The following is a 19722-nucleotide window of genomic DNA, read 5'->3' as shown; positions in this document are numbered from 1 at the left end:
CCTCCACTCCTACTTTTTCTTCTTTGCCTCTTCCATTAACTCCATCACTTTATGCGCATTAATGTCGCCTTGTTCGCTCCCGAATTCTTCCTTTAATATATCGCTTGGAATCGGAATCGTTTTCCCTGCTTGTTTCTTTTTCATTTTCCTTGCCGTCCTTTTTTCGAGTTTCGGTTCGCCCCTCGGCTCATATCTTCGCCACCGGCGTATTGCGCAGCAAATTCGTCTTTTGGCATGCTTTCCGTCGGTGTTTGATTGTTCGTCTTCGCTGCATCGTGTGTCACTTTTCGCTTCATCATCATTCACCCCGTCCGTCTGTTTGTTCTTTTTTGTATGCAATGAGTATGATGTTTTCGCCTGTTTGTTGGCGAAGTTGTCGTTCAAATTGTTGCACTTGGGCGATGTCGCGTTCATGCAACTGCGCAATAGGAAAACGCATGTGAATCCCCCCTCATGAGTAATGTCACGCAAAGCGACATATTTTATACGCCATTTAGCCACATTAATAGCGAGGTGATAACAATGAAAAAAGAAATCGAATCGCCCATTTTCGATGAAACGCAACCGCATCAAATCCATGCCCCTTCATTTAAAGGAACAGGCATGCGCATGCAGCCGCCGTTTGTGAACAAATATGGCGTCGTCATTGGCGATAGTAAATACAATTCGCCAAACTCCCCACTTCATGAATGGAGCGACGAAACCGATCCAAGCGTCATGGCGGGTGATGAATGGGTGCACCCGACAAACGACATCGGTTGGAATACACCGGAAAACCGCGCCTTACTCGAAGAAAAACGGAGCGAACTAGCACCGTTTACCCATCCAGATAAAGACGTCGGATACGGGGCGGATTGATACATTCGCCCCGTTTTCGTCATACATTGAAGGAGCAATACATGACGAGGTGGCGTATATGGACCGCGAATGGATTCAACTTATGGAAGTGATTGGTGTCGGCATTATTGTGACGGGATATATTCTTTTATTTATAGGCGAATATCGTGAGCTAGAAGAAATGAAACAAGAGGGATCATTTTCCCCCTGTAAATGAAATGCCTTTAATGAAATAGCGATTGAAAAATGCATAAATGACTAATACAGGCATCGTAAACACCATCGACGCCGCCATAATGTAGTTCCAATAGCTAATGTATTGTCCTTGTTAATTTGAATTTCAACCGAACTTGAAACCGATTGCAACAAAAAATTTGTAACAAAATTCGTGGCATTTTGTCCAAAAATGTTCTCCCCTTCCCACGAACTATCGTGCTATAATGATACAAAAAGTAAAGGGGGCTTCTTCATGAAAGGCCGATGGATGAGCCGTTTTCTGAAAAAAGCGAAAACGGATGAGCAGAAAAACAAAACGACGATCGGGAGAAAGTACGGGATCGTTTTCAGCTTTGCTACACTTTTATTTGTCAGTGTTTTCATTTTTGTCGCCTTGCTTATTCATAACTTAACGAACGTCGTAAAACAAGTGGAGCAAAAAAGCGACCAAGCTATTTTAATTACCGATCTGAACGCTTTATTTGAACAAAAATATATTGTCATCACCGACTACATGACAAACCCTCGCCCTGAAACATTATGGAACTATGAAGATTTAACGAAGCAATTTAACGATAAAATGAAGCAGCTCGAACCGTATATGCAAACGGAAGAAGCGAAAACGATTTACCAATCAACGATTTCTATCGAAAACCAGCTGAACGAACTGCTTCATAAAACGATTCAACCGACCGTCTTATCATACCGCGACCGTGGGGAAATTATAGACCTTTCTCAAATTATAAGCTTCCAAAATAAAGCGGCGATGATTCGCGATATGAGCATTGAAAAGCTCGACATATTAAAGCAGCTCGTTACTCGTGAACGTCATGACCTCGTCGCGCAACTGCATGATACGATCACGAAAAATATATTGATGATGGTTATAGCGGTCGTTGTCGCCCTCGCCTTATCGGTCGTTTCTCTTACCGTCGTTAGCCGTAAAATAAGCAATCGGTTAAAACGAGTTGTGCACATTTGCCATGAGCTTGCGCGCGGCAATTTGCGCGTTGAGCGTTTGACGGATACGAACAACGATGAAGTCGGGCAAATCGCTCATGCGATGAATGAATTAATGGACGGACTAACGCAATCTATCGCCCAAATTCAAGCGGCAGCGAAGTATGTAAACGATATGTCACAAACGTTGCGATTGAATGCAGAAACGACGACGGAAGCGAACGAGCAAATTACACAAGCGATATTGCAAATCGCTTCAGGTGCTGAACAACAAGTTGACGTCTCACAAAAAACAAACGACGCGGTGCACGATGTGTCCAATGCATTAACGAGCGTAATAGAAAAAGTAACCAATACGACGAAAGTAACGACAGAAGCGGCGGCGCGCGTCAACGAAGGAACATCTTTAGTAGAGCAAACGGTTGCACAAATGAAAGTCATTCACGAACAAATTGAACGGCTTGCGACAGTTATTGAATCGCTAAACGATAAATCGAAAGAAATTCATCAAATCGTCGGCTTTATTGCAAACATTTCCGATCAAACGAATTTGCTTGCGTTAAACGCCGCCATTGAAGCGGCGCGCGCCGGAGAGCACGGAAAAGGATTCGGCGTCGTTGCGGAAGAAGTGCGCAAACTTGCGGAACAAACGGCCCATGCGGCAGGTAATATTCGCGCGCTTGCCGAACAGTCGCAAACGCAAACAGCCCATGCGGTGACAGTGATGAATGAAAGCAGCGAATCGTTCCAAGCTGGACATTCGCTCGTCGAACAAGTCGGAAACATTTTCTACTCGATTTCGACTCATATGGCGCGCGTCCAAGCTGAAAGCGATGCGGTGCACGATACGATTCGTTCCGTAGAAGAAAAAGTGAAAACGATGACGGCATTCGCTGACCAAATTATTGATATTTCATCTCAATCCGCCCATAATATTGAACAAGTCGCCGCAACGACAGAAGAACAAAACGCAACGATGCAAGAGTTGCTCGCCTCGTCGCAAGAGCTCGCAAGCACAGCGGAGCAACTTCGTCAGTCGGTCGCACGCTTTCAAATGTAACAAATAGATAACCGTCCTTTCGCATCATCAAAAGGACGGTTTCTTCGTTTGTATTCACTCAGAAAGGAAGTGAACGTATGCTTTCCCCTCACCTTGCGAAAAAAATTGTGTCTGACGTGCGGCGCCTGATCAATGAAGATATTATTATCGTCGACACGCATGGCATCATTATCGCCAGCACCGACCCGACGCGCATCGGGCAATTTCATGAAGGCGCGTTTCTCGTTTGCCAAGAAAAACAAAAACGAATCATTACGAAAGAAGACGAAGGAAAGCTCAAAGGAGTAAAAGCTGGCATCAACTTACCTGTTTTTTTTCACGGTGACGTCATCGGCGTCATCGGCATTACAGGCGACCCGGCAAAAGTGTCACCATATGGAGAACTATTAAAAAAAATGACCGAGCTACTCATTCAAGAAAACTATTATACGGAACAACTCCAGCTTGAAGCGCGGGCGCTGGAAACGTTCGTCTTCGATTGGCTGCAAGCGCACGACTGGTCGCCATCCTTGCACGAGCGAGCCCAACTGTTTCATATCGACCTCGCTAGCTCGCGGCGCGTCATTATCGCTTCGTTAAATACAACAAAACAAACGATTTCCATTGACATGTGGAAATACGTTCAAACCGTTTGGAGCGATGCACGTGATGTCATCGTCCGTTGGGGAAACGATCGCCTACTTATTTTACAAACAGACGACGACAAAGAACGAACGACCGCTAAACTCAAAACGATGCAACGCGCATTATTAGACAAATACGATGTGACGCTTCATATCGGATGCGGAAAAATGGGAGATAGTAAACAGGTGTACCATTCGTATAAGCAAGCTGAACGTGCCCTTCATATCGCCAAACAAACAGGCGACATCGTTTTCGATGAAGATTTACGATTGGACATGTGTTTAGAAGACATTTCGCTTGCGACAAAACAAGAGTTGATTAAACGAACGATTGAACCGCTCATACACGATGAAGAATTGTTGCATACGCTGCGGACGTTGTTCGCTAACGACTTATCGCTCAAACGAACAGCAGAGGCGCTTCACATTCACATTAATACACTTCATTACCGGCTAAAAAAAATACAAGATTATACGAAACTGAACGTGCGCCATCTCGAACATATCATCACCTTATACTTAGCTGTCCGTTTTTTAGATGAAACAACAAAAAAATAACGTGTAAGCGTTTTATTTTTTATATGTTTATACATAGCGGGTTTTCCCGCTTTTTTATATGCTTACAGTACAAACAAAGGAAAGAAGGTGGATGATATGATTACTGAACAAGTGAAACGACAGTTCATTGAAATTGTTGGCGCAGAAAACTACGACGATTCGAAAGCCGGACGGCTCGTTTATTCATATGACGCCACCCCAAACTTTCAATCGCTTCCTGACGCAGTTATCGCCCCGCGCAACACAAAAGAAGTGAGCGAAATTGTAAAGATTTGCAATGAGCACCGCATTCCGATCGTGCCGCGCGGATCAGGAACAAATCTTTGTGCAGGCACATGCCCAACCGAAGGCGGCATCGTCATGTTGTTTAAACATATGAATCGCATATTAGAAATTGACGAAGAAAATTTGACGGTGACCGTTCAACCGGGCGTTATTACACTCGACCTCATTCAAGCGGTCGAAGCAAAAGGACTATTTTATCCGCCCGATCCAAGCTCGATGAAAATTTCAACGATTGGTGGAAACATTAATGAAAATTCCGGCGGCTTGCGCGGCTTAAAATACGGTGTGACGCGCGATTACGTCATGGGGCTTGAAGTCGTGCTCGCCAACGGTGACATCATTCGCACGGGCGGAAAGCTCGCGAAAGACGTCGCTGGCTACGACTTAACGCGCCTTTTTGTCGGCTCAGAAGGCACGCTCGGCATTATTACAGAAGCAACGTTAAAACTCATTCCGATGCCGGAGACGAAAAAAACGATGCTCGCGCTATACGAAGATTTAGAAGCAGCGGCACGTTCCGTTTCTGCCATCATCGCCAATAAAATCATTCCGACGACGCTTGAATTTTTAGACCAGCCGACGTTACAAGTCGTCGAGTCGTTCGTCAACATCGGCTTGCCGACGGACGTTAAAGCGGTGTTGCTCATCGAACAAGACGGCCCGAAAGAAGTCGTTGAGCGCGATATGGAAGCGATGGCGCGCATTTGTCGCGAACAACACGCCATTTCCGTCCAAGTAGCCAAAACAGAAGAAGAAGCGAATAACTTGCGCACAGCGAGACGTTCGGCACTATCGGCGCTCGCTCGCTTAAAACCGACGACGATTTTAGAAGATGCGACCGTTCCGCGCTCGCAAATTGCCAATATGGTAAAAGCGATTAACGACATTGCAAAAAAATATAACGTCACCATTTGTACGTTCGGCCATGCTGGAGACGGCAACCTTCATCCGACATGTCCGACCGATGTGCGCGACAAAGACGAACTACATCGTGTCGAGCAAGCATTCGAAGACATATTCGCCAAAGCCATTGAACTTGGCGGCACGATTACAGGCGAACATGGCGTCGGCGTCATGAAAGCGCCGTATTTAGAATGGAAGCTCGGCAAAGAAGGGATCGCTGCGATGCAGGCGATTAAACGAGCGCTCGATCCGAACAACATTATGAATCCGGGAAAAGTGTTCGCAAAAAGCACGCGCAAACGGGTGGTGGTGACAAGATGAAAAATAAACAGCACATCCAACAACAATTTCAAGCGCGCATGAATGAAGACGAGTTATTAAACTGTATGCGCTGCGGCTTTTGTTTGCCGACATGTCCGACGTATATTGAGTCGGGCTTTCAAGAGTCACACTCGCCGCGCGGACGCATTGCGTTAATGAAAGCGGTCGTCGACGGGCTCATTGAACCGGACGAAGATGTCGAACGTTCGCTCCAATTATGCCTCGGCTGTCGAGCGTGCGAGCCCGTTTGCCCTTCTGGAGTGCGCTACGGCCATTTACTAGAAGAAGCGCGCGATATTATTGCGCAACATAAACGATATCCGTGGTTCGTTCGTCTCGTTCGCCACATTGTATTTAAACAACTTTTTCCGCATCCAAAGCGGATGCGCATGTTGACGGCACTTATCGGCTTTTATCAACGCTCTAGGTTGCAAGCACTCGTTCGCAAACTCGGCTTATTGCGCGTGTTGCCAAATCATTTAGCGATGATGGAAAAAGTGTTACCGAACGTGCCGACGTGGAAACAAATGAACGAACGACCAACGCACATCGAAGCGGAAACGAAACGAAAAAAACGGGTCGCCTTTTTTAGCGGCTGTTTAATGGATACGATGTTTATGGACACGAACGATGCGACGATGAAACTATTGCAGCTTGCCGGCTGCGACATCGTCATTCCGCCATCGCAAACATGTTGCGGGGCGCTTCATGGGCATAGCGGCGAAAAAGCGGACGCCAAAGAACTAGCGAAGCGTAACATTGAAGCGTTTGAAGCGCTCGATGTCGACTATATCGTCACAAACGCTGGCGGGTGCGGGGCGTTTTTAATCGAATACGACCATTTATTAAAAGACGATCCTGTTTGGGCGGATCGTGCGAAGGCGTTTGTCGCAAAAATAAAAGATGTGTCCGTCATTTTAGTCGAACTCGGCTTTCATAAGCAAGGATGGCGCTTGCCTGAGCAAATCGTGACGTATCAAGATTCATGCCATTTACGCAACGTCATGAAAACCGCAAACGAGCCGCGCCTTCTTCTTCAATCCATTTCCGGCGTCGAGTTTCGCGAAATGAAAGATGCCGATCGATGCTGCGGCTCAGCAGGCATTTATAACATCATCGAGCCAGACATGTCGATGCAAGTGCTTGATTACAAAATGGCACAAGTGAAACAAACGAAAGCGACGACGATTGTGACCGCCAATCCGGGTTGCTTGCTGCAAATGAAGCTCGGCATTGAACGAGAAGGACTCACAAACGTGCGTGCCGTTCACCTCGTCGAGCTGCTTTTAGAAGCGGTAGAAGCGACAAAAGAAGCAAACGAGCCGGTGAAACAAACAGGGTAAGGGTATGACCTTCATGCCCTTTTCTTTTTTAATCGTTCTTCTAACTCACGCCGCTTTTGTTCGAGTTCCGCTTCGTTATACGTTCTCCGCTCATATTGCGTATAGTCGATATGTAGCCATTCCGGAATCAATTCCGTTCGCACCGCTCGTTTTTCTTTTTTTATGCGACCATGCTTCTTCCAATTGCGCAAAATCCCCTCGGCATATTTCCACGTTTTCACTCCGTTTTTTAACGCGATCGTTAACGCTTCGAGCACCCATTCCGCTGACGTGTCATTCACCCATAGCGCCATCTGTTCACCGACATAGCTACTGATCGTCCCGAAACCGTTTTGTTCATAAAAATAAATCAAGTTTTGTAACGTATGATCTGTTGTTATTTCTGTTTGTCTGTTCATATTGCGACGTGCGTCTTGGCAAGTTGACGCGTGCGATGCGTCATGTTGCATCGTCCGCTCGTCATGTTGACCGTTCGTTTTTTCGATACACATGTTCTCGTCATCTTCCGTCACTTGCTCGTCATGTACAACGTTTGTGTCAAGCACTTTGGCAAGCACATCGTAGTCAATGCGATACCATTTCGTTTTATCCATCTGTGAGCGATAGCGCGAGACGACGATCCCTTTTTTCTCAAGCCGTACGATCGTGCGCCGAATCGTACTTTCTGACCAAAACGGAAATTGCTTTTTCCACCCTTCGTACGTGTTGTACACCCATACATGTCCATCATGCGTATGCGTGCTTTTTCCGAGCCAATAATGAAGCTGCTGTAAAAAAATGCTTTCATTTAGTCCAAGCTTTACCGCCACCGTCGGCAATACGAACAACGGCTCATCATCGACTAACCACTTCTTCATCACAATCCCCCCTATATCCATTTATCGCCTCATACACGACATTTGGTTAGGGGGAATAAAAAAGAGAATGCCTTTGCATTCCCTTTACGGTTCTGGTGTGAATGTGCGCTGGGCAAGTTCGTTGTCGAGCATAAACAACGAATTGCTGTCGCCTTCGATGCGTTTCAGTTTTTGAATAAGCGTATCAAACATCGACTCTTCTTCTACTTGTTCGTCAATGAACCATTTTAAAAAGTTCATCGTTGCGTGTTCGCGCTCGTCCAACGCTAAGTCGGATAGTTGGTAAATGCGGCGCGTCACTTCTTTTTCGTGAGCGAGCGCTTTTTCAAAGCAGTCGCGAACGGAAGTGAATTCGTTGTTTGGCGATGGAAGGCCGGTCATGATCGCACGCTCGCCAAGCGCGTTAATAAAGTTGTAAAACTTCATCGCATGGAAACGCTCTTCTTCCGCTTGGACTAAAAAGAAATTCGCGAAACCGTCCAATCCTTCTGCCGAGCAATATGCCGCCATCGCCATATACGCATGCGCAGAATAAAATTCAAAATTCATTTGTTCATTTAGTCCGTTTAACAATTTTTCACTTAACATCCATATCAACACTCCTTTCTTTCCCATTATAACAAAAAGTGGAGGAGTGTCTTACTCTTTTTGTGCTTTTTTTAGCGTCTGTATCGCTTCTTTTTGCTGTTTTGTTTCTTTTCCCGAGAAAAACCATCCGCCAGCCGCAATCGCTAAAAGCACGGTCCAGAATATCGCTTTCCATAGCCCCGAATGTGCAAAATGCTCAGAAATGACCGCTAAACTTGGATGCGCTAGCGTATATACCGCCAATTTCACTCCAACCCAGCCAACGATTAAAAACGCAGCCGATTCTAAACTTGGGCGCTTTTGTAATATTTTGACGAACGCATTCGCCGCAAAGCGCATAATAATGACACCAATCAAGCCACCGGCAAAGATAACTAAAAACTTTCCGCCGTCCAGGCCTCCAATAGGCGGTAAGTTCGTATCTGGCAACGTCATCGCTAAAGCGACCGCCGCTAAAATCGAATCGATCGCAAATGCTAAGTCAGCAATCTCCACTTTCAGTACAGTCATCCAAAAACCAGATTGCTTTTTCCCTTCTTTAAGTGAACCATCTTTATTTTTTGTCATAAAATGATGAACTGCAATAAACATTAAATATAGCGCACCGAGCGCTTGAATTTGCCAAATGTTCACTAAATACGAAATGACAAAAAGCGCAGCGAAGCGAAGAATAAACGCTCCGGCAAGCCCATAAAAGAGCGCTCGTTTTTGTTGTTGTTCTGGCAAATGTTTCACCATCACCGCCATCACAACAGCGTTGTCAGCTGCTAAAATGCCCTCTAATCCGATTAAAACGAGCAGCACCCAGCCGTACTCTAATAACATTGACACATCCATGAACAATCCCTCCTGCATATATAGTTTTCCCATATGTAGTCTTCCCACGGCCGTCGGCAAAAATCATGGAAACGCAAAAAAGACCTTTGCCAAACGGCAAAGGTCTCGCCAGACACGTCGTTGTGCCAACAAAGCCGATGGACGATGTCCATGAACTGACGACTTTGTTTTCAGGCAAAGCCTGAACGCTACTCCCCTTTGCGAAGGAAAACAATTGTCGAATTGTATTTTCATTATAAAAGCACCAAATTTATTTTGTCAACCTATCAACTCGCCTGTTTTTGCTCGGCGTTCGCTTTATTTAATTTGCTATGTTTGCGACCGTATAAGAAGTAAATGACAAGACCGATCGCAAGCCAACCGCCAAAGCTAAGCCATGTTGTCGCAGGAAGTTGCAACGCTAAATACATACAAAACGCCACTGCAAGCAACGGAATGACCGGCACAAACGGCACCATAAAGTTTCGTTTTAAAGACAATATCTTTTTATTATTTCATAATATTTTTATTTCTCTAATAATACCGGAAGCGTCACCGTCATTGTCGTTCCACGCCCGATTTCACTTTCAATCGCCCACGTGCCGTTCATCATTTCAATAATGCGGATCGACACCATCGCCCCAAGACCTGTTCCTTTTTCTTTCGTGCTGAAATACGGCTCTCCGAAGCGCGCGAGCTGCTCTTTCGTCATGCCGGCCCCTTCATCGCGCACAACGATCGTCACCGTTTTTTCATCGCCATGCACATCGACATATACCGCACCGCCATTTGCTGTTGCTTCAATTCCGTTTTTTATTATATTTAAAAAACATTGTCGAAAATGTTGGGTGTTGCCACTTACTTTCGCAGGCATGAGCGTTGACACGATGTCTACTCCCGACATGTTCGCTAACGGACGCAACATATCAATGACTTTCGTTAACTCGTGATGTACGTCAAGCGGCTCCATTTTTTCTGGAAACGGCTTCGCAAACGTTAAATAATCGTCAATAATAGCGCAGGTGCGGTTTAATTCTTCAAGGGCGATATTGATATATTGTTCTCTCGTTTCCGCTAATATGTCTTTTGATTTCATGAGTTGCAAAAATCCTTTGACGACGGTTAACGGATTGCGTATTTCATGAGAAATGCTTGCAGCAAGCTGGCTGACGACTTCCATTTTTTCAAGCTTAATCGCTTTCGAGCGAATGAGCAACGCTTCACGCAACGTTTCAACGATAAGCACAACGAACGATACGGCAAAAGGAGGAACGAGAATAAAGTGAATGATGTACGACTCTGTCACTTGAAAATCAGAAATGATGATCGCCAAAATCGTAGCAGCAATCGCTAATATAAACGTCACCACCGCCGAAGCGAATAATCGTTGTTTTCTCGACAGCCGTTGGAAAATAGGAGAAAACAAACTACCGAAAACGAACATCATGACATAAACAGCGACAGTAATGAATTGATAGCCGTACATCGCCCAGCGCGCGAGCAGCAAAATAAGCAAGAGGGGAAAACTGACCGTCCATCCGCCGTAAAACGTGCCAAGTAAAAACGGAACTTGCCGCAAATCGTGCACGCAATCAGGGGCGATGTAAATCGGATATTTCATACATAAAATGATCGGAACGCTTGAACATGCGATAAGCAACAATCGTTGATGCGCCTTTTTTCGCTGGAAAAACCGAACGTGATCGTATAAAAAATAAAAGAAAAAAATGCTTACTAGCATGTAAAATAAATTGTCTAACACGTTCCCATTTATATATGTCATCTCTCATCTCTCCCGGCGTCATTTATACACGTTCAGTTTCGCTAAAATTTTTTCTGTTGTCAACGCATCGACATCTTTGAAAAATTGCATCGTTTCCATTATGATAAAAATACAAACTACATAGTGGAGATGGTCATATGAACGAACGGCGTTACTTGCCGCTTTTATTTGTTGTTATGTTTTTCGTCATGGTCGGGTTTGGCATTATTATTCCCGTTCTTCCATTTTTCGCAGAAAACATCGGTGCAACCCCAACAGAGCTCGGTTGGCTCATGGCCGTATATTCTTTCATGCAATTTTTGTTCGCACCGATGTGGGGAAACTTATCTGACCGATACGGGCGGAAGCCGATGATACTTATCGGTATTTCCGGCTTGGCGCTGTCGTTTTTCTTATTCGCCATGGCGACGAAGTTGTGGATGTTGTTTGCGGCTCGCATCATTGGCGGCTTCTTATCTGCCGCAACGATGCCGACAGCGATGGCATACGTTGCCGATGTGACGACAGAAGAAAACCGTGGAAAAGGGATGGGCATGATTGGAGCAGCTGTCGGACTTGGGTTTATTTTCGGTCCAGCGATTGGCGGTGTGTTTTCGAAGGACAGCTTAACCACTCCGTTTTGGATCGCCGGCTGTTTAGCGCTCTTGACTACCGTGTTCGTTTTCTTTTTCTTGCATGAGTCGCTTCCGAAAGACAAGCGTTCAACCGCACAAGCGACACGTCCATCGCTTATATTAGCCCTGCAAAGCCCGTTGGCTAAACTGTACGTCCTGCAACTCATCGTCACCTTTTCGCTTGCCGGTCTTGAAGCGACGTTTGCGTATTTTGCCGCCAAGCGTGCGGGACTTTCGTCAACCGAACTCGGCTACATTTTTATGATTATGGGACTTGCTGGTGCGATCGTTCAAGGGGGGCTGCTTGGAAAACTCATTCAATCGTTCGGCGAAGGAACGGTCATTCGCGGTGGATTGTTTCTTTCGGCACTCGGCTTCTTTCTTCTTTTGTTCATCCATAACTTTTGGACAGCTACACTATATTTAACGATTTTTGGTATCGGCAACGGCGTCATTCGCCCGTGTGTATCGTCTTTATTAACGAAGCATACAACAGATGGACAAGGAAGCGCGACAGGCGTATTATCATCGTTCGATTCGCTCGGGCGCATCGGCGGTCCGGCAATCTCAGGTTGGCTGTTTACGTTAAAACCGAGTTTGCCGTATGTGACAGGCATATTGCTGACGTTCGTTTCGTTCGCTCTATTTCAGTCGTTTCAACGAGCAATGATGCAAAAAGGCTCCGCGTAGTCGGAGCCTTAGATTATGACTTGTATTTTTTAACAACAAATAAAAAATCCCCTGCCAATCGCAGAGGTTAAACAATGATCGCATCGTATCCTTTTTTTCTTAACTCTTCAACGAGACGTTCTGCGTTTTTTTTATCGCGAAATGCTCCGACTTGCACGCGGTATAACTTTCCATCGTCTTTCGGTGGAGCAGGCGGTTTCTTTTGCAATCCGAACGCTTTCGCTATTCCTTCTACATGACCGCGGGCAATTTGCGACAGAAATTCGTCTGATTTCAGCTTTGCGGCATCTCCTGCGTTGTCGATAAATAAGTTTTCCGTCAATAAAGCTGGCATATTCGTTTGACGAAGCACCGCATAGTTGGCACGTTTTTTTCCGCGATCGCGCACATCTCCAATCGCTTTCATCACTTCATCATGAATGATGTTTTGATATGAAACAGTTTCTTTTCTCACATTTCCATTGAATATATATGATTCAAATCCTGTTCCACCACCTGCGTTCACATGAACGGATAAAAAGAAGTCCGCACCGATCCGATTCGCTATCGCTGCCCGTTCCGAGAGTTCAACAAACTGATCGTCTGTCCGCGTATAGTGTACATCGACACGTTCATACTCTTTCAACATCTCCCCTATTTTCGTCACAATCGTTAACGTTACATCTTTTTCACGAAGTCCGTTTCCAACCGCCCCCGGATCACGCCCTCCGTGCCCTGCATCTAAAACAATTTTTACCATTATATCCTCACACCTTTCTAACAAATTTTCTCTCTGCTAATAACATATACATGATCTCGGACAAAGGATACGGCCTTTTTCTATTTATCCATTTTTTCTTTCGCTCGCACATGAAAAAAGCCTAAGCCATGCTAGCTCAGGCCAAAGCTATTTGCAACATTTATGGATAAGATGTGGAACGACATGATCACGCCTATACACGAGCGTATGAATCATCTGCTCTTTTATTTTTATACCTACATATGTATTTTGTCTATTCCTTCGCTGTTCATCATCTAATCAGCAACCTTTTTACTTTACAAAAGTAAGTAACAAACTATATTATAGTTATAGCTTTTTATATCAAAGCGAAACATAAGTAAGTATAAACTTACGTCAAGGAGGAACTGTTATGGCAAAAGTATTGTATATTACCGCAAATCCAAAACAAGAACATGAATCGTTTAGCTTGTCAGTCGGTCGCGCATTTTTAGAAACTTACAAACAACATCATCCAGAAGATGAAATCGTTGAACTACACTTGTACGATATCGACGTCCCTTACATTGATGCTGATGTATTTAGCGGCTGGGGCAAACTACAACAAGGACAATCATTTGATCAATTAAGCAAAGATGAACAACAAAAAGTAGCGCGCATCAACGAATTATGTGAACAATTTATGGAAGCTGACAAATATGTATTCGTCACACCACTGTGGAACTTTAGCTTCCCTCCAAAATTGAAGGCATATATTGATACGTTTTGTATCGCCGGAAAAACGTTTAAATATACAGAGGAAGGGCCTGTTGGACTACTAAAAGGAAAAAAAGCGATCCACATTCAAGCGCGAGGAGGTATATATTCTGAAGGTCCGGCGAAAGAATTGGAGTTTGGTGACCGCTATTTAAGAGCTGTTCTCGCTTTTGTCGGCATAACAGACGTTCAAACGATTGCGGTCGAAGGCATGAACGCTTTTCCAAACGAAGCAGAAGCCATTAAACAACAAGCGATCGAACGAGCAAAAGAAGCAGCGAAACAGTTTTAATAACAAACAAAAAAGTCAGCGCTGAACACGCTGACTTTTTTATTTCCTCACAGGTACGATACAAGCAACCCCCAAAAAGTACTGATAAATCAATAATTGGAAAATATATACATCATCATTATATATACATCCGAAAATTCAGTCAATATCCTTTGCACGTTGACACACCTAAAAAAGTTGCAAAAAGCAAATGGTCGTCGATCCCTCGGAGTTTTTGCAAGATTGGAGGTCGACGACAGCTGTGAAATGATGAACAAATTACTTATTCCTTCTCTAACAACTTCTGTATTTCTTCTTCCGTAAGGTCTGTGATGTTTGCAATATCTTCTACACTCATCCCTTTTTTCGCCATAAAAAATCCCCTCCCAGATAAACTTCTAAGAACATCATACCAAATGTTCCCTTTTTTTACTGTCTACCTGTAGGGGATAATACCACTCATCGAATATATACTTCCTTTTTTATTGATCGTTCAGATAAAAAATTACATTTCTAAGCGATTCTAAAAAGTAAAACAAGTTGCTTCTTCTGAGACAAGTATTCTGTTAATCGGTCCGCCCGGTGCAGGAAAAGAAGTAAACCCCAATCTCCTCCATAATTTATAACTTATGGTTTTTTTTAAACAATTATCACTATTAATGTAAGAAAACTGGAAAACATAGTTGTTTCTGTTCTATCCCAGCTCATCAATCAAAATGATCGACCTCTACATATTTACAGCCAAGCCACCGCCCCATCTATACACAATTATGACCGAAAGTGAAAATGAGCATTCATCTGTCCCTTCAACATTTTTTCACGTACTTCTTTTGTCATTTCATTGCGGATTTCTCGTGTTGTCACTCCTTCTTCCCGTTTATCAGCAATTTCCATTAATCGTTCAACATCGGCAAACGAGTATTTACGAATTCCTTTGGATCGTTCAGGAAAAATGAGCTTCCGCTCTTCATAATAACGAATTTGCCTTGGGGATAATCCAGTCAACTCACTCACAATTCCAATAGAGATGACTTTTTTAAATTTATATGGGTCATTTTTCTGAGCCATATCGTTCACCTCCGTAAGAAGATATTTAACATAAGTATAAATAGATTTGTTAGAAATTGTTACTTTTTTGTTAAAAAATCTTACATTAATTATTTTTTATGTCATAAAACATAACAAATTAAATATCGGAATCTAAAAAAAGAGGTATAATGCAAAATAAGAAAGGAGTGGAAAAAATGGGGAACCTCTTTCAGAAAGCAATAGCAAAACAGAAACAATTTTATATTTACGAACTAATCAAAACAGGCATGTTTACGGATATTAGTTCACTCACACAATGGACTGTTAAAGAATTGCGCCATGAATACGAGCGAAATGTATTACAGAGGAAAAAGAAAAAAATAGGGGGATAGCAATGGATCTAAAAGCTCTTGAGCTGGCAAAGCGAATTGTTGAGTTGGATCGGCAGAGGGACGCTACTTTTGAACAGTTGATTCGTTTAATTGGCGAACGCGCTTATGAAGTGATACGAGCAGTACAAAACCGTATATAAGTTTCATTAGCCAAAGGGGCTGACACTTGTTTTGTGTGTCAGCCCTCCCTTTCCTCGGATTGGCGGAGTATTGGCACCGTCGCCAACCATCTTATTTCCTTAAACGTGTTCCACCCTTGCTCTTCCTCCAGCGCCAATCCATGATTTTCTCCACTGTTTTTGTACAATCGTGATGAGTACCATACATAAAACAGCGATTCCGCTTAAAACGAGAAACCCATGAGTAAAAGAACCTGTTGCTAACTTCAAGTTCCCCAAAATTTTTGGGAGAAAATAACCTCCAAAACCTCCTGCTGCACCTACAATACCGGTAATGACACCAATTTCTTTTTGAAAGCGCTGAGGAACGAGCTGAAATACAGAACCATTACCCATTCCTAAGCTCATCATAGCTACAAACAGTAAAATTGTTGCTATTGTTAATGTTGGAAGAGTGGAAAGTAACGCCATCATAACGCAAACGACACTGTATAGAATGATTAACATTCGAATTCCACCAAATTTATCCGCTAGCCAACCTCCAATCGGTCTGAAAAAGCTACCGGCGATAACACAGATAGTCGTAAAATCGGCTGCTTTTACCGGATCCAAACCGTACTGTGTATTAAAGAAGATGGTCAAGTAGCTTGACATACCAACAAAACCGCCGAAAGTGACGCTATAAAATATACAAAACAGCCATGTATCTCTTTGCTTCAAAACTTTTATATAATCGACTACCTTTTTCGGTGCAGGTTGATTAGGACTGTCTTTAGCTAAAATTGAAAAGATGATGAATGTAATGACAACAGGGATAAGAGCAAATCCGAAAACAATATTCCAGTCTCCATAATGTTGGGCAATACGATTAGCAAACAGTGTAGTGATAACAGTCCCGCTGTTCCCTGCTCCAGCAATCCCCATCGCCAAACCTTGATACTGCGGAGGATACCAGCGGCTGGCCAGCGGTAACGCCGCGGCAAAACTCGCCCCGGCAATTCCCAGCAATAAAGCAACAATATAGAGCTCTGACAAATTATCAGCAAATTTCCATCCCCAAATTAACGGAACAAACGTAACAACCATGCCGATTTGGGCTGTTTTTTTCGGGCCGATATAGTCTGTGAGAAATCCAAGAACAATTCTAAGAATAGAACCGCCCAATATAGGCAAAGCGACCAAATTCGCTTTTTGTGCAGCATTCATCTGAAAATCATTCGCGATGATGACGGAAAGCGGACCAAGCAAAACCCATACCATAAAGCTGATGTCAAAATACAAAAATGCACTAAATAATGTAGGAGTATGACCGCTTTTCAAGAAACTTCTTTGCTCCATCACACATTCTCCTTCACCCATTTTTTTATATAAAATCTATATTCTGTTTGTACTATGGAATCCTGCTGCGTTTTCATCGAAGTTTTGAATACACCGATTTTTCCATCCGTGTTATAATGACTATGAAAGCATTTTCTTCGAGCGCTTCCTAATCTAATTTATAAGGAAGTGCTTTTTTTAATTTTTTTCTAAATTAACAATCGGGCTTATTCTTACAGCACAAATTTTAAATCCAGGCATTTTGCAATGAGGATCTAATGAATCATCGGTAATTTGATTAATATTTTGTATTCCACTCCAATGAAACGGCACAAAAACAGTATCCTCACGAATTTTGTATGAGTATTTGCTTCTTACAACAGCCGCGCCTCGTTTTGTTTCCAGCTTAACTAATGTATTATTTTCAATTTTATATTTTTTAGCTGTATTCGGATGGATTTCGACAAATGATTCAATATGACGTGACGCTAATGCTGGACTGTTCCTCGTCTGGACACCAGTTAAGTAATGGGATAAAACTCTTCCGGTGGTTAAGTAAAGCGGATACTGTTCGGTTATTTGCTCTTTCGGAAATTGATTTTCAACAACAGCCAGCCGCGCTTTTCCATCACGGTGGGCAAACGACTGTTCGAACATTCTTGCCGTTCCGGGATGGTCAAAAGACGGACACGGCCAATATACCCGCTCCTTCCGCAAGCGCTCATAAGTGATACCGTAGTAGTCAGCCTTTCCTCCCCGGCTAGCGAGCCGTAGTTCATTGAAAATTTCTTCCGCTGATGAAAAACGAAAATATTCTCCCCTGCCTAAAACATCTGCGATTTCACAAAGAATCTCCCAATCGTGCTTCACTTCTTTCGGGGGTATTTTCGATGCCGGTCTTAATGTTACCCTTCCTTCTAGATTAGTTATCGTTCCTTCATCTTCTAAATAAGAAGAAGTTGGCAATACTAAATCAGCTAGTTGTGCCGTTTCTGATAAAAACGAATCGACAACAACTAAACACTTTAACGTTTTTAATGCCTTCTCTACAAATTGCGCGTTCGGACTCGATACAATAGGATTAGATCCCATAATAAACATTCCAGTAATCTCTCCAGCGGAAATTTTTTGCATCATTTCATAAGCGGAAACCCCTTTTCGAGGCAATTCATTTTCAGAAATTCCCCAGACGTCGGCGATATATTTTCGATGCTCTTCATTTTCAATATCGCGGTAACCCGGGAGCTGATCGGCCTTTTGCCCATGCTCCCGTCCTCCCTGTCCGTTTCCTTGTCCGGTGATTGCCCCATAACCGCAACCCAATTTACCAATTTTTCCTGTTACTAATACTAAATTCAAGAAATTACGTACGGTCATATTACCATTTGTTTGTTGCTCCACGCCTCTAGCAGTAAATACCATCCCGGTTTGCGCGCTTGCATATTGAATCGCAGCAAAACGAATAACTTCAGGAGCAATTCCTGTTAATTGTGCGATTTCATCTAACTGGATTCGATCTATATGCTCCTTTAGCTCCGCAAATCCTTCCGTTTTCTCATCTACAAAAGCATAATCTACATATCCTTCGTCAAAAATAACTTTAAGAAAACCATTCACTAACGCAGCATCGGTCCCTGGTTTAATTTTCAAATGTAAATCAGCTAATCCACATGTTGCCGTTTCCCTTGGATCGATTACGATGAAATACGAACCGTTTTGTTTCGCTTGATGAAAATACGGCATGATCGTCGGCTGACATTCAGCAATATTCGTACCCGCTAAAATAATACAACGGGCAAACGGAATTTCCGATAACTTATTAGTTAGTCCTCGGTCGATTCCAAACGTATCATTCATCGCCGATGCTGCTGCGGACATGCAAAAACGTCCATTATAATCAATGTGTTTCGTCCTCAGCGCAACGCGGGCAAATTTCCCTAGCAAATATGCCTCTTCATTTGTTAACGAACCGCCCCCATAAACTCCTAATGCGTTGAGCCCATCATATTTTTGAATTTTCTTAAAATTTTCTTTAATAAAATCTAAAGCATCTTTCCAACTCACACGAATAAATTGTCCATTCACCTTTAATAACGGAAATTTCAAACGCTCCGAGTGCAAAGCATGTTGATGAGCGTTTAACCCTTTGATACAAAGCCGGCCGTGGGAAGTAGGGTTATCCTTCGGAATCACTTTATAATGAGCCCTTTCAACAACACGTTCCTCAACAAGCTGCATCGTACATTGAACACTGCAAAACGGGCATTGTGTATCAAACAACATTTCCGACGCGCGATCTTTTTGTTTTAGCCGAAAATAATTTAACAAATCTTTTGTCATATTCATTCACCTTATTTACAGTTGTATATATATTTTTCCATTTTCAATTTCTACCTTATATGTTTTCACACAACCGTGATCAGGTGCTTGCACTTTCCCATCTTTTATGGAAATTTTCCAATCATGAAGAGGACAAAACACAAACTCCCCGCTGACAATTCCTTGAGACAAATCCCCTCCTTTGTGCGGACAGCGGTTTTCAAGCGCATAAATACGGCCGTCTGACAACCGAAATAACGCCAGCTCCATTTGTCCCACTTTTACGCATTTTCCTAATCTTTCAGAAAGGCGTTGTACTGTTCCGATCTCCATTCGTGTCATCTAAC

Annotated in this window: 22 protein-coding genes, 2 pseudogenes and 1 riboswitch; of the genes and pseudogenes, 10 read left to right on the top strand and 14 right to left on the bottom strand. The window is 43.4% G+C overall.

Annotated elements, in window-relative coordinates:
* Nucleotides 1-9: 9 nt before the first annotated feature.
* The 3 genes from ykzE to ABEV15_RS00655 are packed head-to-tail and all read right to left on the bottom strand — an operon-like array spanning nucleotide 10 to nucleotide 439.
* Nucleotides 10-144 (bottom strand): protein YkzE, encoded by a 135-nt coding sequence (ykzE, locus tag ABEV15_RS00665; RefSeq protein ID WP_498852098.1) that lies wholly within the window; start codon nucleotides 142-144, stop codon nucleotides 10-12.
* A complete protein-coding gene (gene ykzP / locus ABEV15_RS00660) occupies nucleotides 141-296 on the bottom strand; it encodes a protein YkzP (protein WP_035018793.1) in 156 nt (51 codons plus the stop codon). Before ykzP ends, ykzE begins: the two co-directional genes overlap by 4 nt.
* Nucleotides 297-298: 2 nt before the next feature.
* Nucleotides 299-439, bottom strand: coding sequence for a hypothetical protein (locus ABEV15_RS00655; RefSeq protein WP_498852097.1), 141 nt, complete (start codon nucleotides 437-439; stop codon nucleotides 299-301).
* 83 nt (nucleotides 440-522) lie between these two features.
* Between ABEV15_RS00655 and ABEV15_RS00650 the strand changes: the two genes are divergently transcribed.
* Nucleotides 523-858 (top strand): DUF3905 domain-containing protein, encoded by a 336-nt coding sequence (locus ABEV15_RS00650; RefSeq protein WP_498852096.1) that lies wholly within the window; start codon nucleotides 523-525, stop codon nucleotides 856-858.
* Nucleotides 859-916: 58 nt separating this feature from the next.
* On the top strand, nucleotides 917-1054 hold the full coding sequence (locus ABEV15_RS00645) for a hypothetical protein (protein ID WP_171700663.1): 138 nt from the start codon (nucleotides 917-919) through the stop codon (nucleotides 1052-1054).
* Here ABEV15_RS00645 and ABEV15_RS00640 read toward each other — a convergent pair.
* A pseudogene (locus ABEV15_RS00640) lies at nucleotides 1034-1165 on the bottom strand (carbohydrate ABC transporter permease); the annotation flags it as partial. The gene ABEV15_RS00645 and the pseudogene ABEV15_RS00640 sit on opposite strands and share 21 nt — an antisense overlap.
* A 141-nt stretch (nucleotides 1166-1306) precedes the next feature.
* On the opposite strand from ABEV15_RS00640, the gene ABEV15_RS00635 reads away from it, so the two are divergent.
* The 4 genes from ABEV15_RS00635 to ABEV15_RS00620 all read left to right on the top strand — a co-directional run bounded on the left by ABEV15_RS00635 (nucleotide 1307) and on the right by ABEV15_RS00620 (nucleotide 7106).
* On the top strand, nucleotides 1307-3073 hold the full coding sequence (locus tag ABEV15_RS00635) for a methyl-accepting chemotaxis protein (RefSeq protein WP_498852095.1): 1767 nt from the start codon (nucleotides 1307-1309) through the stop codon (nucleotides 3071-3073).
* 77 nt (nucleotides 3074-3150) lie between these two features.
* The gene (locus ABEV15_RS00630) at nucleotides 3151-4254 is read left to right on the top strand and encodes a CdaR family transcriptional regulator (protein WP_429634220.1); all 1104 of its coding nucleotides are present in this window, start codon (nucleotides 3151-3153) and stop codon (nucleotides 4252-4254) included.
* Between the two features lie 96 nt (nucleotides 4255-4350).
* A complete protein-coding gene (gene glcD / locus ABEV15_RS00625; RefSeq protein WP_498852094.1) occupies nucleotides 4351-5763 on the top strand; it encodes a glycolate oxidase subunit GlcD in 1413 nt (470 codons plus the stop codon).
* Nucleotides 5760-7106 (top strand): (Fe-S)-binding protein, encoded by a 1347-nt coding sequence (locus ABEV15_RS00620; RefSeq protein ID WP_498852093.1) that lies wholly within the window; start codon nucleotides 5760-5762, stop codon nucleotides 7104-7106. Before glcD ends, ABEV15_RS00620 begins: the two co-directional genes overlap by 4 nt.
* 11 nt (nucleotides 7107-7117) lie before the next feature.
* Here the strand turns inward: ABEV15_RS00620 and ABEV15_RS00615 are convergent, their stop codons facing one another.
* The 5 genes and pseudogenes from ABEV15_RS00615 to ABEV15_RS00595 all read right to left on the bottom strand — a co-directional run bounded on the left by ABEV15_RS00615 (nucleotide 7118) and on the right by ABEV15_RS00595 (nucleotide 11150).
* Nucleotides 7118-7984 (bottom strand): DnaD domain-containing protein, encoded by an 867-nt coding sequence (locus ABEV15_RS00615; RefSeq protein ID WP_498852092.1) that lies wholly within the window; start codon nucleotides 7982-7984, stop codon nucleotides 7118-7120.
* A gap of 63 nt (nucleotides 7985-8047) precedes the next feature.
* Nucleotides 8048-8551 carry a ferritin gene (locus ABEV15_RS00610; RefSeq protein ID WP_429634213.1) on the bottom strand — a complete coding sequence of 168 codons (504 nt, stop codon included), beginning with the start codon at nucleotides 8549-8551 and terminating at the stop codon, nucleotides 8048-8050.
* A gap of 51 nt (nucleotides 8552-8602) precedes the next feature.
* The gene (locus ABEV15_RS00605; RefSeq protein ID WP_498852091.1) at nucleotides 8603-9388 is read right to left on the bottom strand and encodes a TerC family protein; all 786 of its coding nucleotides are present in this window, start codon (nucleotides 9386-9388) and stop codon (nucleotides 8603-8605) included.
* A 55-nt stretch (nucleotides 9389-9443) separates the two neighbouring features.
* Nucleotides 9444-9597: riboswitch (yybP-ykoY riboswitch) on the bottom strand.
* 57 nt (nucleotides 9598-9654) lie between these two features.
* Nucleotides 9655-9861: pseudogene (locus ABEV15_RS00600) on the bottom strand (amino acid permease C-terminal domain-containing protein); the annotation flags it as partial.
* Nucleotides 9862-9893: 32 nt separating this feature from the next.
* Nucleotides 9894-11150 (bottom strand): sensor histidine kinase, encoded by a 1257-nt coding sequence (locus tag ABEV15_RS00595; RefSeq protein WP_498852090.1) that lies wholly within the window; start codon nucleotides 11148-11150, stop codon nucleotides 9894-9896.
* A gap of 137 nt (nucleotides 11151-11287) precedes the next feature.
* Here ABEV15_RS00595 and ABEV15_RS00590 point away from each other — a divergent pair, with 137 nt between their 5' ends.
* Nucleotides 11288-12454: an MFS transporter gene (locus ABEV15_RS00590; protein ID WP_498852089.1), complete on the top strand. Its 1167-nt coding sequence runs from the start codon at nucleotides 11288-11290 to the stop codon at nucleotides 12452-12454.
* Nucleotides 12455-12521: 67 nt separating this feature from the next.
* Here the strand turns inward: ABEV15_RS00590 and ABEV15_RS00585 are convergent, their stop codons facing one another.
* Nucleotides 12522-13193, bottom strand: a complete 672-nt coding sequence (locus tag ABEV15_RS00585) for an N-acetylmuramoyl-L-alanine amidase (RefSeq protein WP_498852088.1) — start codon at nucleotides 13191-13193, stop codon at nucleotides 12522-12524.
* A gap of 391 nt (nucleotides 13194-13584) precedes the next feature.
* Between ABEV15_RS00585 and ABEV15_RS00580 the strand changes: the two genes are divergently transcribed.
* A complete protein-coding gene (locus tag ABEV15_RS00580; RefSeq protein ID WP_498852087.1) occupies nucleotides 13585-14220 on the top strand; it encodes an FMN-dependent NADH-azoreductase in 636 nt (211 codons plus the stop codon).
* Nucleotides 14221-14967: 747 nt separating this feature from the next.
* On the opposite strand, the gene ABEV15_RS00575 is transcribed toward ABEV15_RS00580, so the two are convergent.
* Nucleotides 14968-15267 (bottom strand): MerR family transcriptional regulator, encoded by a 300-nt coding sequence (locus ABEV15_RS00575; protein ID WP_111645790.1) that lies wholly within the window; start codon nucleotides 15265-15267, stop codon nucleotides 14968-14970.
* Between the two features lie 176 nt (nucleotides 15268-15443).
* On the opposite strand from ABEV15_RS00575, the gene fbpA reads away from it, so the two are divergent.
* Nucleotides 15444-15620, top strand: a complete 177-nt coding sequence (gene fbpA, locus ABEV15_RS00570; RefSeq protein ID WP_111645820.1) for a Fur-regulated basic protein FbpA — start codon at nucleotides 15444-15446, stop codon at nucleotides 15618-15620.
* A gap of 2 nt (nucleotides 15621-15622) precedes the next feature.
* Nucleotides 15623-15760 carry a protein YkzB gene (gene ykzB / locus ABEV15_RS00565; RefSeq protein ID WP_181502894.1) on the top strand — a complete coding sequence of 46 codons (138 nt, stop codon included), beginning with the start codon at nucleotides 15623-15625 and terminating at the stop codon, nucleotides 15758-15760.
* Nucleotides 15761-15859: 99 nt separating this feature from the next.
* On the opposite strand, the gene ABEV15_RS00560 is transcribed toward ykzB, so the two are convergent.
* From ABEV15_RS00560 to nirD, 3 genes are all read right to left on the bottom strand, one after another.
* On the bottom strand, nucleotides 15860-17077 hold the full coding sequence (locus ABEV15_RS00560; RefSeq protein WP_498852086.1) for a nitrate/nitrite transporter: 1218 nt from the start codon (nucleotides 17075-17077) through the stop codon (nucleotides 15860-15862).
* Between the two features lie 177 nt (nucleotides 17078-17254).
* Nucleotides 17255-19396, bottom strand: a complete 2142-nt coding sequence (gene nasC, locus ABEV15_RS00555) for an assimilatory nitrate reductase catalytic subunit NasC (protein ID WP_498852085.1) — start codon at nucleotides 19394-19396, stop codon at nucleotides 17255-17257.
* 15 nt (nucleotides 19397-19411) lie between these two features.
* Entirely contained in the window at nucleotides 19412-19717 is a 306-nt protein-coding gene (nirD, locus tag ABEV15_RS00550; RefSeq protein ID WP_035019520.1) for a nitrite reductase small subunit NirD, read from the bottom strand.
* Between the last annotated feature and the right edge of the window lie 5 nt (nucleotides 19718-19722).

Origin of the sequence: Bhargavaea massiliensis (genome assembly GCF_050480245.1) — a bacterium.
Taxonomy (GTDB): Bacteria; Bacillota; Bacilli; order Bacillales; family Anoxybacillaceae; genus Anoxybacillus.
This window is presented reverse-complemented; position numbering and strand designations above follow the sequence as displayed.

Coding starts and splice junctions, on each gene's coding strand:
- ykzE (WP_498852098.1), bottom strand. CDS start 144: ATGAAAAAGAAACAAGCAGGGAAAACGATTCCGATTCCAAGCGATATA.
- ykzP (WP_035018793.1), bottom strand. CDS start 296: ATGAAGCGAAAAGTGACACACGATGCAGCGAAGACGAACAATCAAACA.
- ABEV15_RS00655 (WP_498852097.1), bottom strand. CDS start 439: ATGCGTTTTCCTATTGCGCAGTTGCATGAACGCGACATCGCCCAAGTG.
- ABEV15_RS00650 (WP_498852096.1), top strand. CDS start 523: ATGAAAAAAGAAATCGAATCGCCCATTTTCGATGAAACGCAACCGCAT.
- ABEV15_RS00645 (WP_171700663.1), top strand. CDS start 917: ATGGACCGCGAATGGATTCAACTTATGGAAGTGATTGGTGTCGGCATT.
- ABEV15_RS00635 (WP_498852095.1), top strand. CDS start 1,307: ATGAAAGGCCGATGGATGAGCCGTTTTCTGAAAAAAGCGAAAACGGAT.
- ABEV15_RS00630 (WP_429634220.1), top strand. CDS start 3,151: ATGCTTTCCCCTCACCTTGCGAAAAAAATTGTGTCTGACGTGCGGCGC.
- glcD (WP_498852094.1), top strand. CDS start 4,351: ATGATTACTGAACAAGTGAAACGACAGTTCATTGAAATTGTTGGCGCA.
- ABEV15_RS00620 (WP_498852093.1), top strand. CDS start 5,760: ATGAAAAATAAACAGCACATCCAACAACAATTTCAAGCGCGCATGAAT.
- ABEV15_RS00615 (WP_498852092.1), bottom strand. CDS start 7,984: ATGGATATAGGGGGGATTGTGATGAAGAAGTGGTTAGTCGATGATGAG.
- ABEV15_RS00610 (WP_429634213.1), bottom strand. CDS start 8,551: ATGTTAAGTGAAAAATTGTTAAACGGACTAAATGAACAAATGAATTTT.
- ABEV15_RS00605 (WP_498852091.1), bottom strand. CDS start 9,388: ATGGATGTGTCAATGTTATTAGAGTACGGCTGGGTGCTGCTCGTTTTA.
- ABEV15_RS00595 (WP_498852090.1), bottom strand. CDS start 11,150: ATGACATATATAAATGGGAACGTGTTAGACAATTTATTTTACATGCTA.
- ABEV15_RS00590 (WP_498852089.1), top strand. CDS start 11,288: ATGAACGAACGGCGTTACTTGCCGCTTTTATTTGTTGTTATGTTTTTC.
- ABEV15_RS00585 (WP_498852088.1), bottom strand. CDS start 13,193: ATGGTAAAAATTGTTTTAGATGCAGGGCACGGAGGGCGTGATCCGGGG.
- ABEV15_RS00580 (WP_498852087.1), top strand. CDS start 13,585: ATGGCAAAAGTATTGTATATTACCGCAAATCCAAAACAAGAACATGAA.
- ABEV15_RS00575 (WP_111645790.1), bottom strand. CDS start 15,267: ATGGCTCAGAAAAATGACCCATATAAATTTAAAAAAGTCATCTCTATT.
- fbpA (WP_111645820.1), top strand. CDS start 15,444: ATGGGGAACCTCTTTCAGAAAGCAATAGCAAAACAGAAACAATTTTAT.
- ykzB (WP_181502894.1), top strand. CDS start 15,623: ATGGATCTAAAAGCTCTTGAGCTGGCAAAGCGAATTGTTGAGTTGGAT.
- ABEV15_RS00560 (WP_498852086.1), bottom strand. CDS start 17,077: ATGGAGCAAAGAAGTTTCTTGAAAAGCGGTCATACTCCTACATTATTT.
- nasC (WP_498852085.1), bottom strand. CDS start 19,396: ATGACAAAAGATTTGTTAAATTATTTTCGGCTAAAACAAAAAGATCGC.
- nirD (WP_035019520.1), bottom strand. CDS start 19,717: ATGACACGAATGGAGATCGGAACAGTACAACGCCTTTCTGAAAGATTA.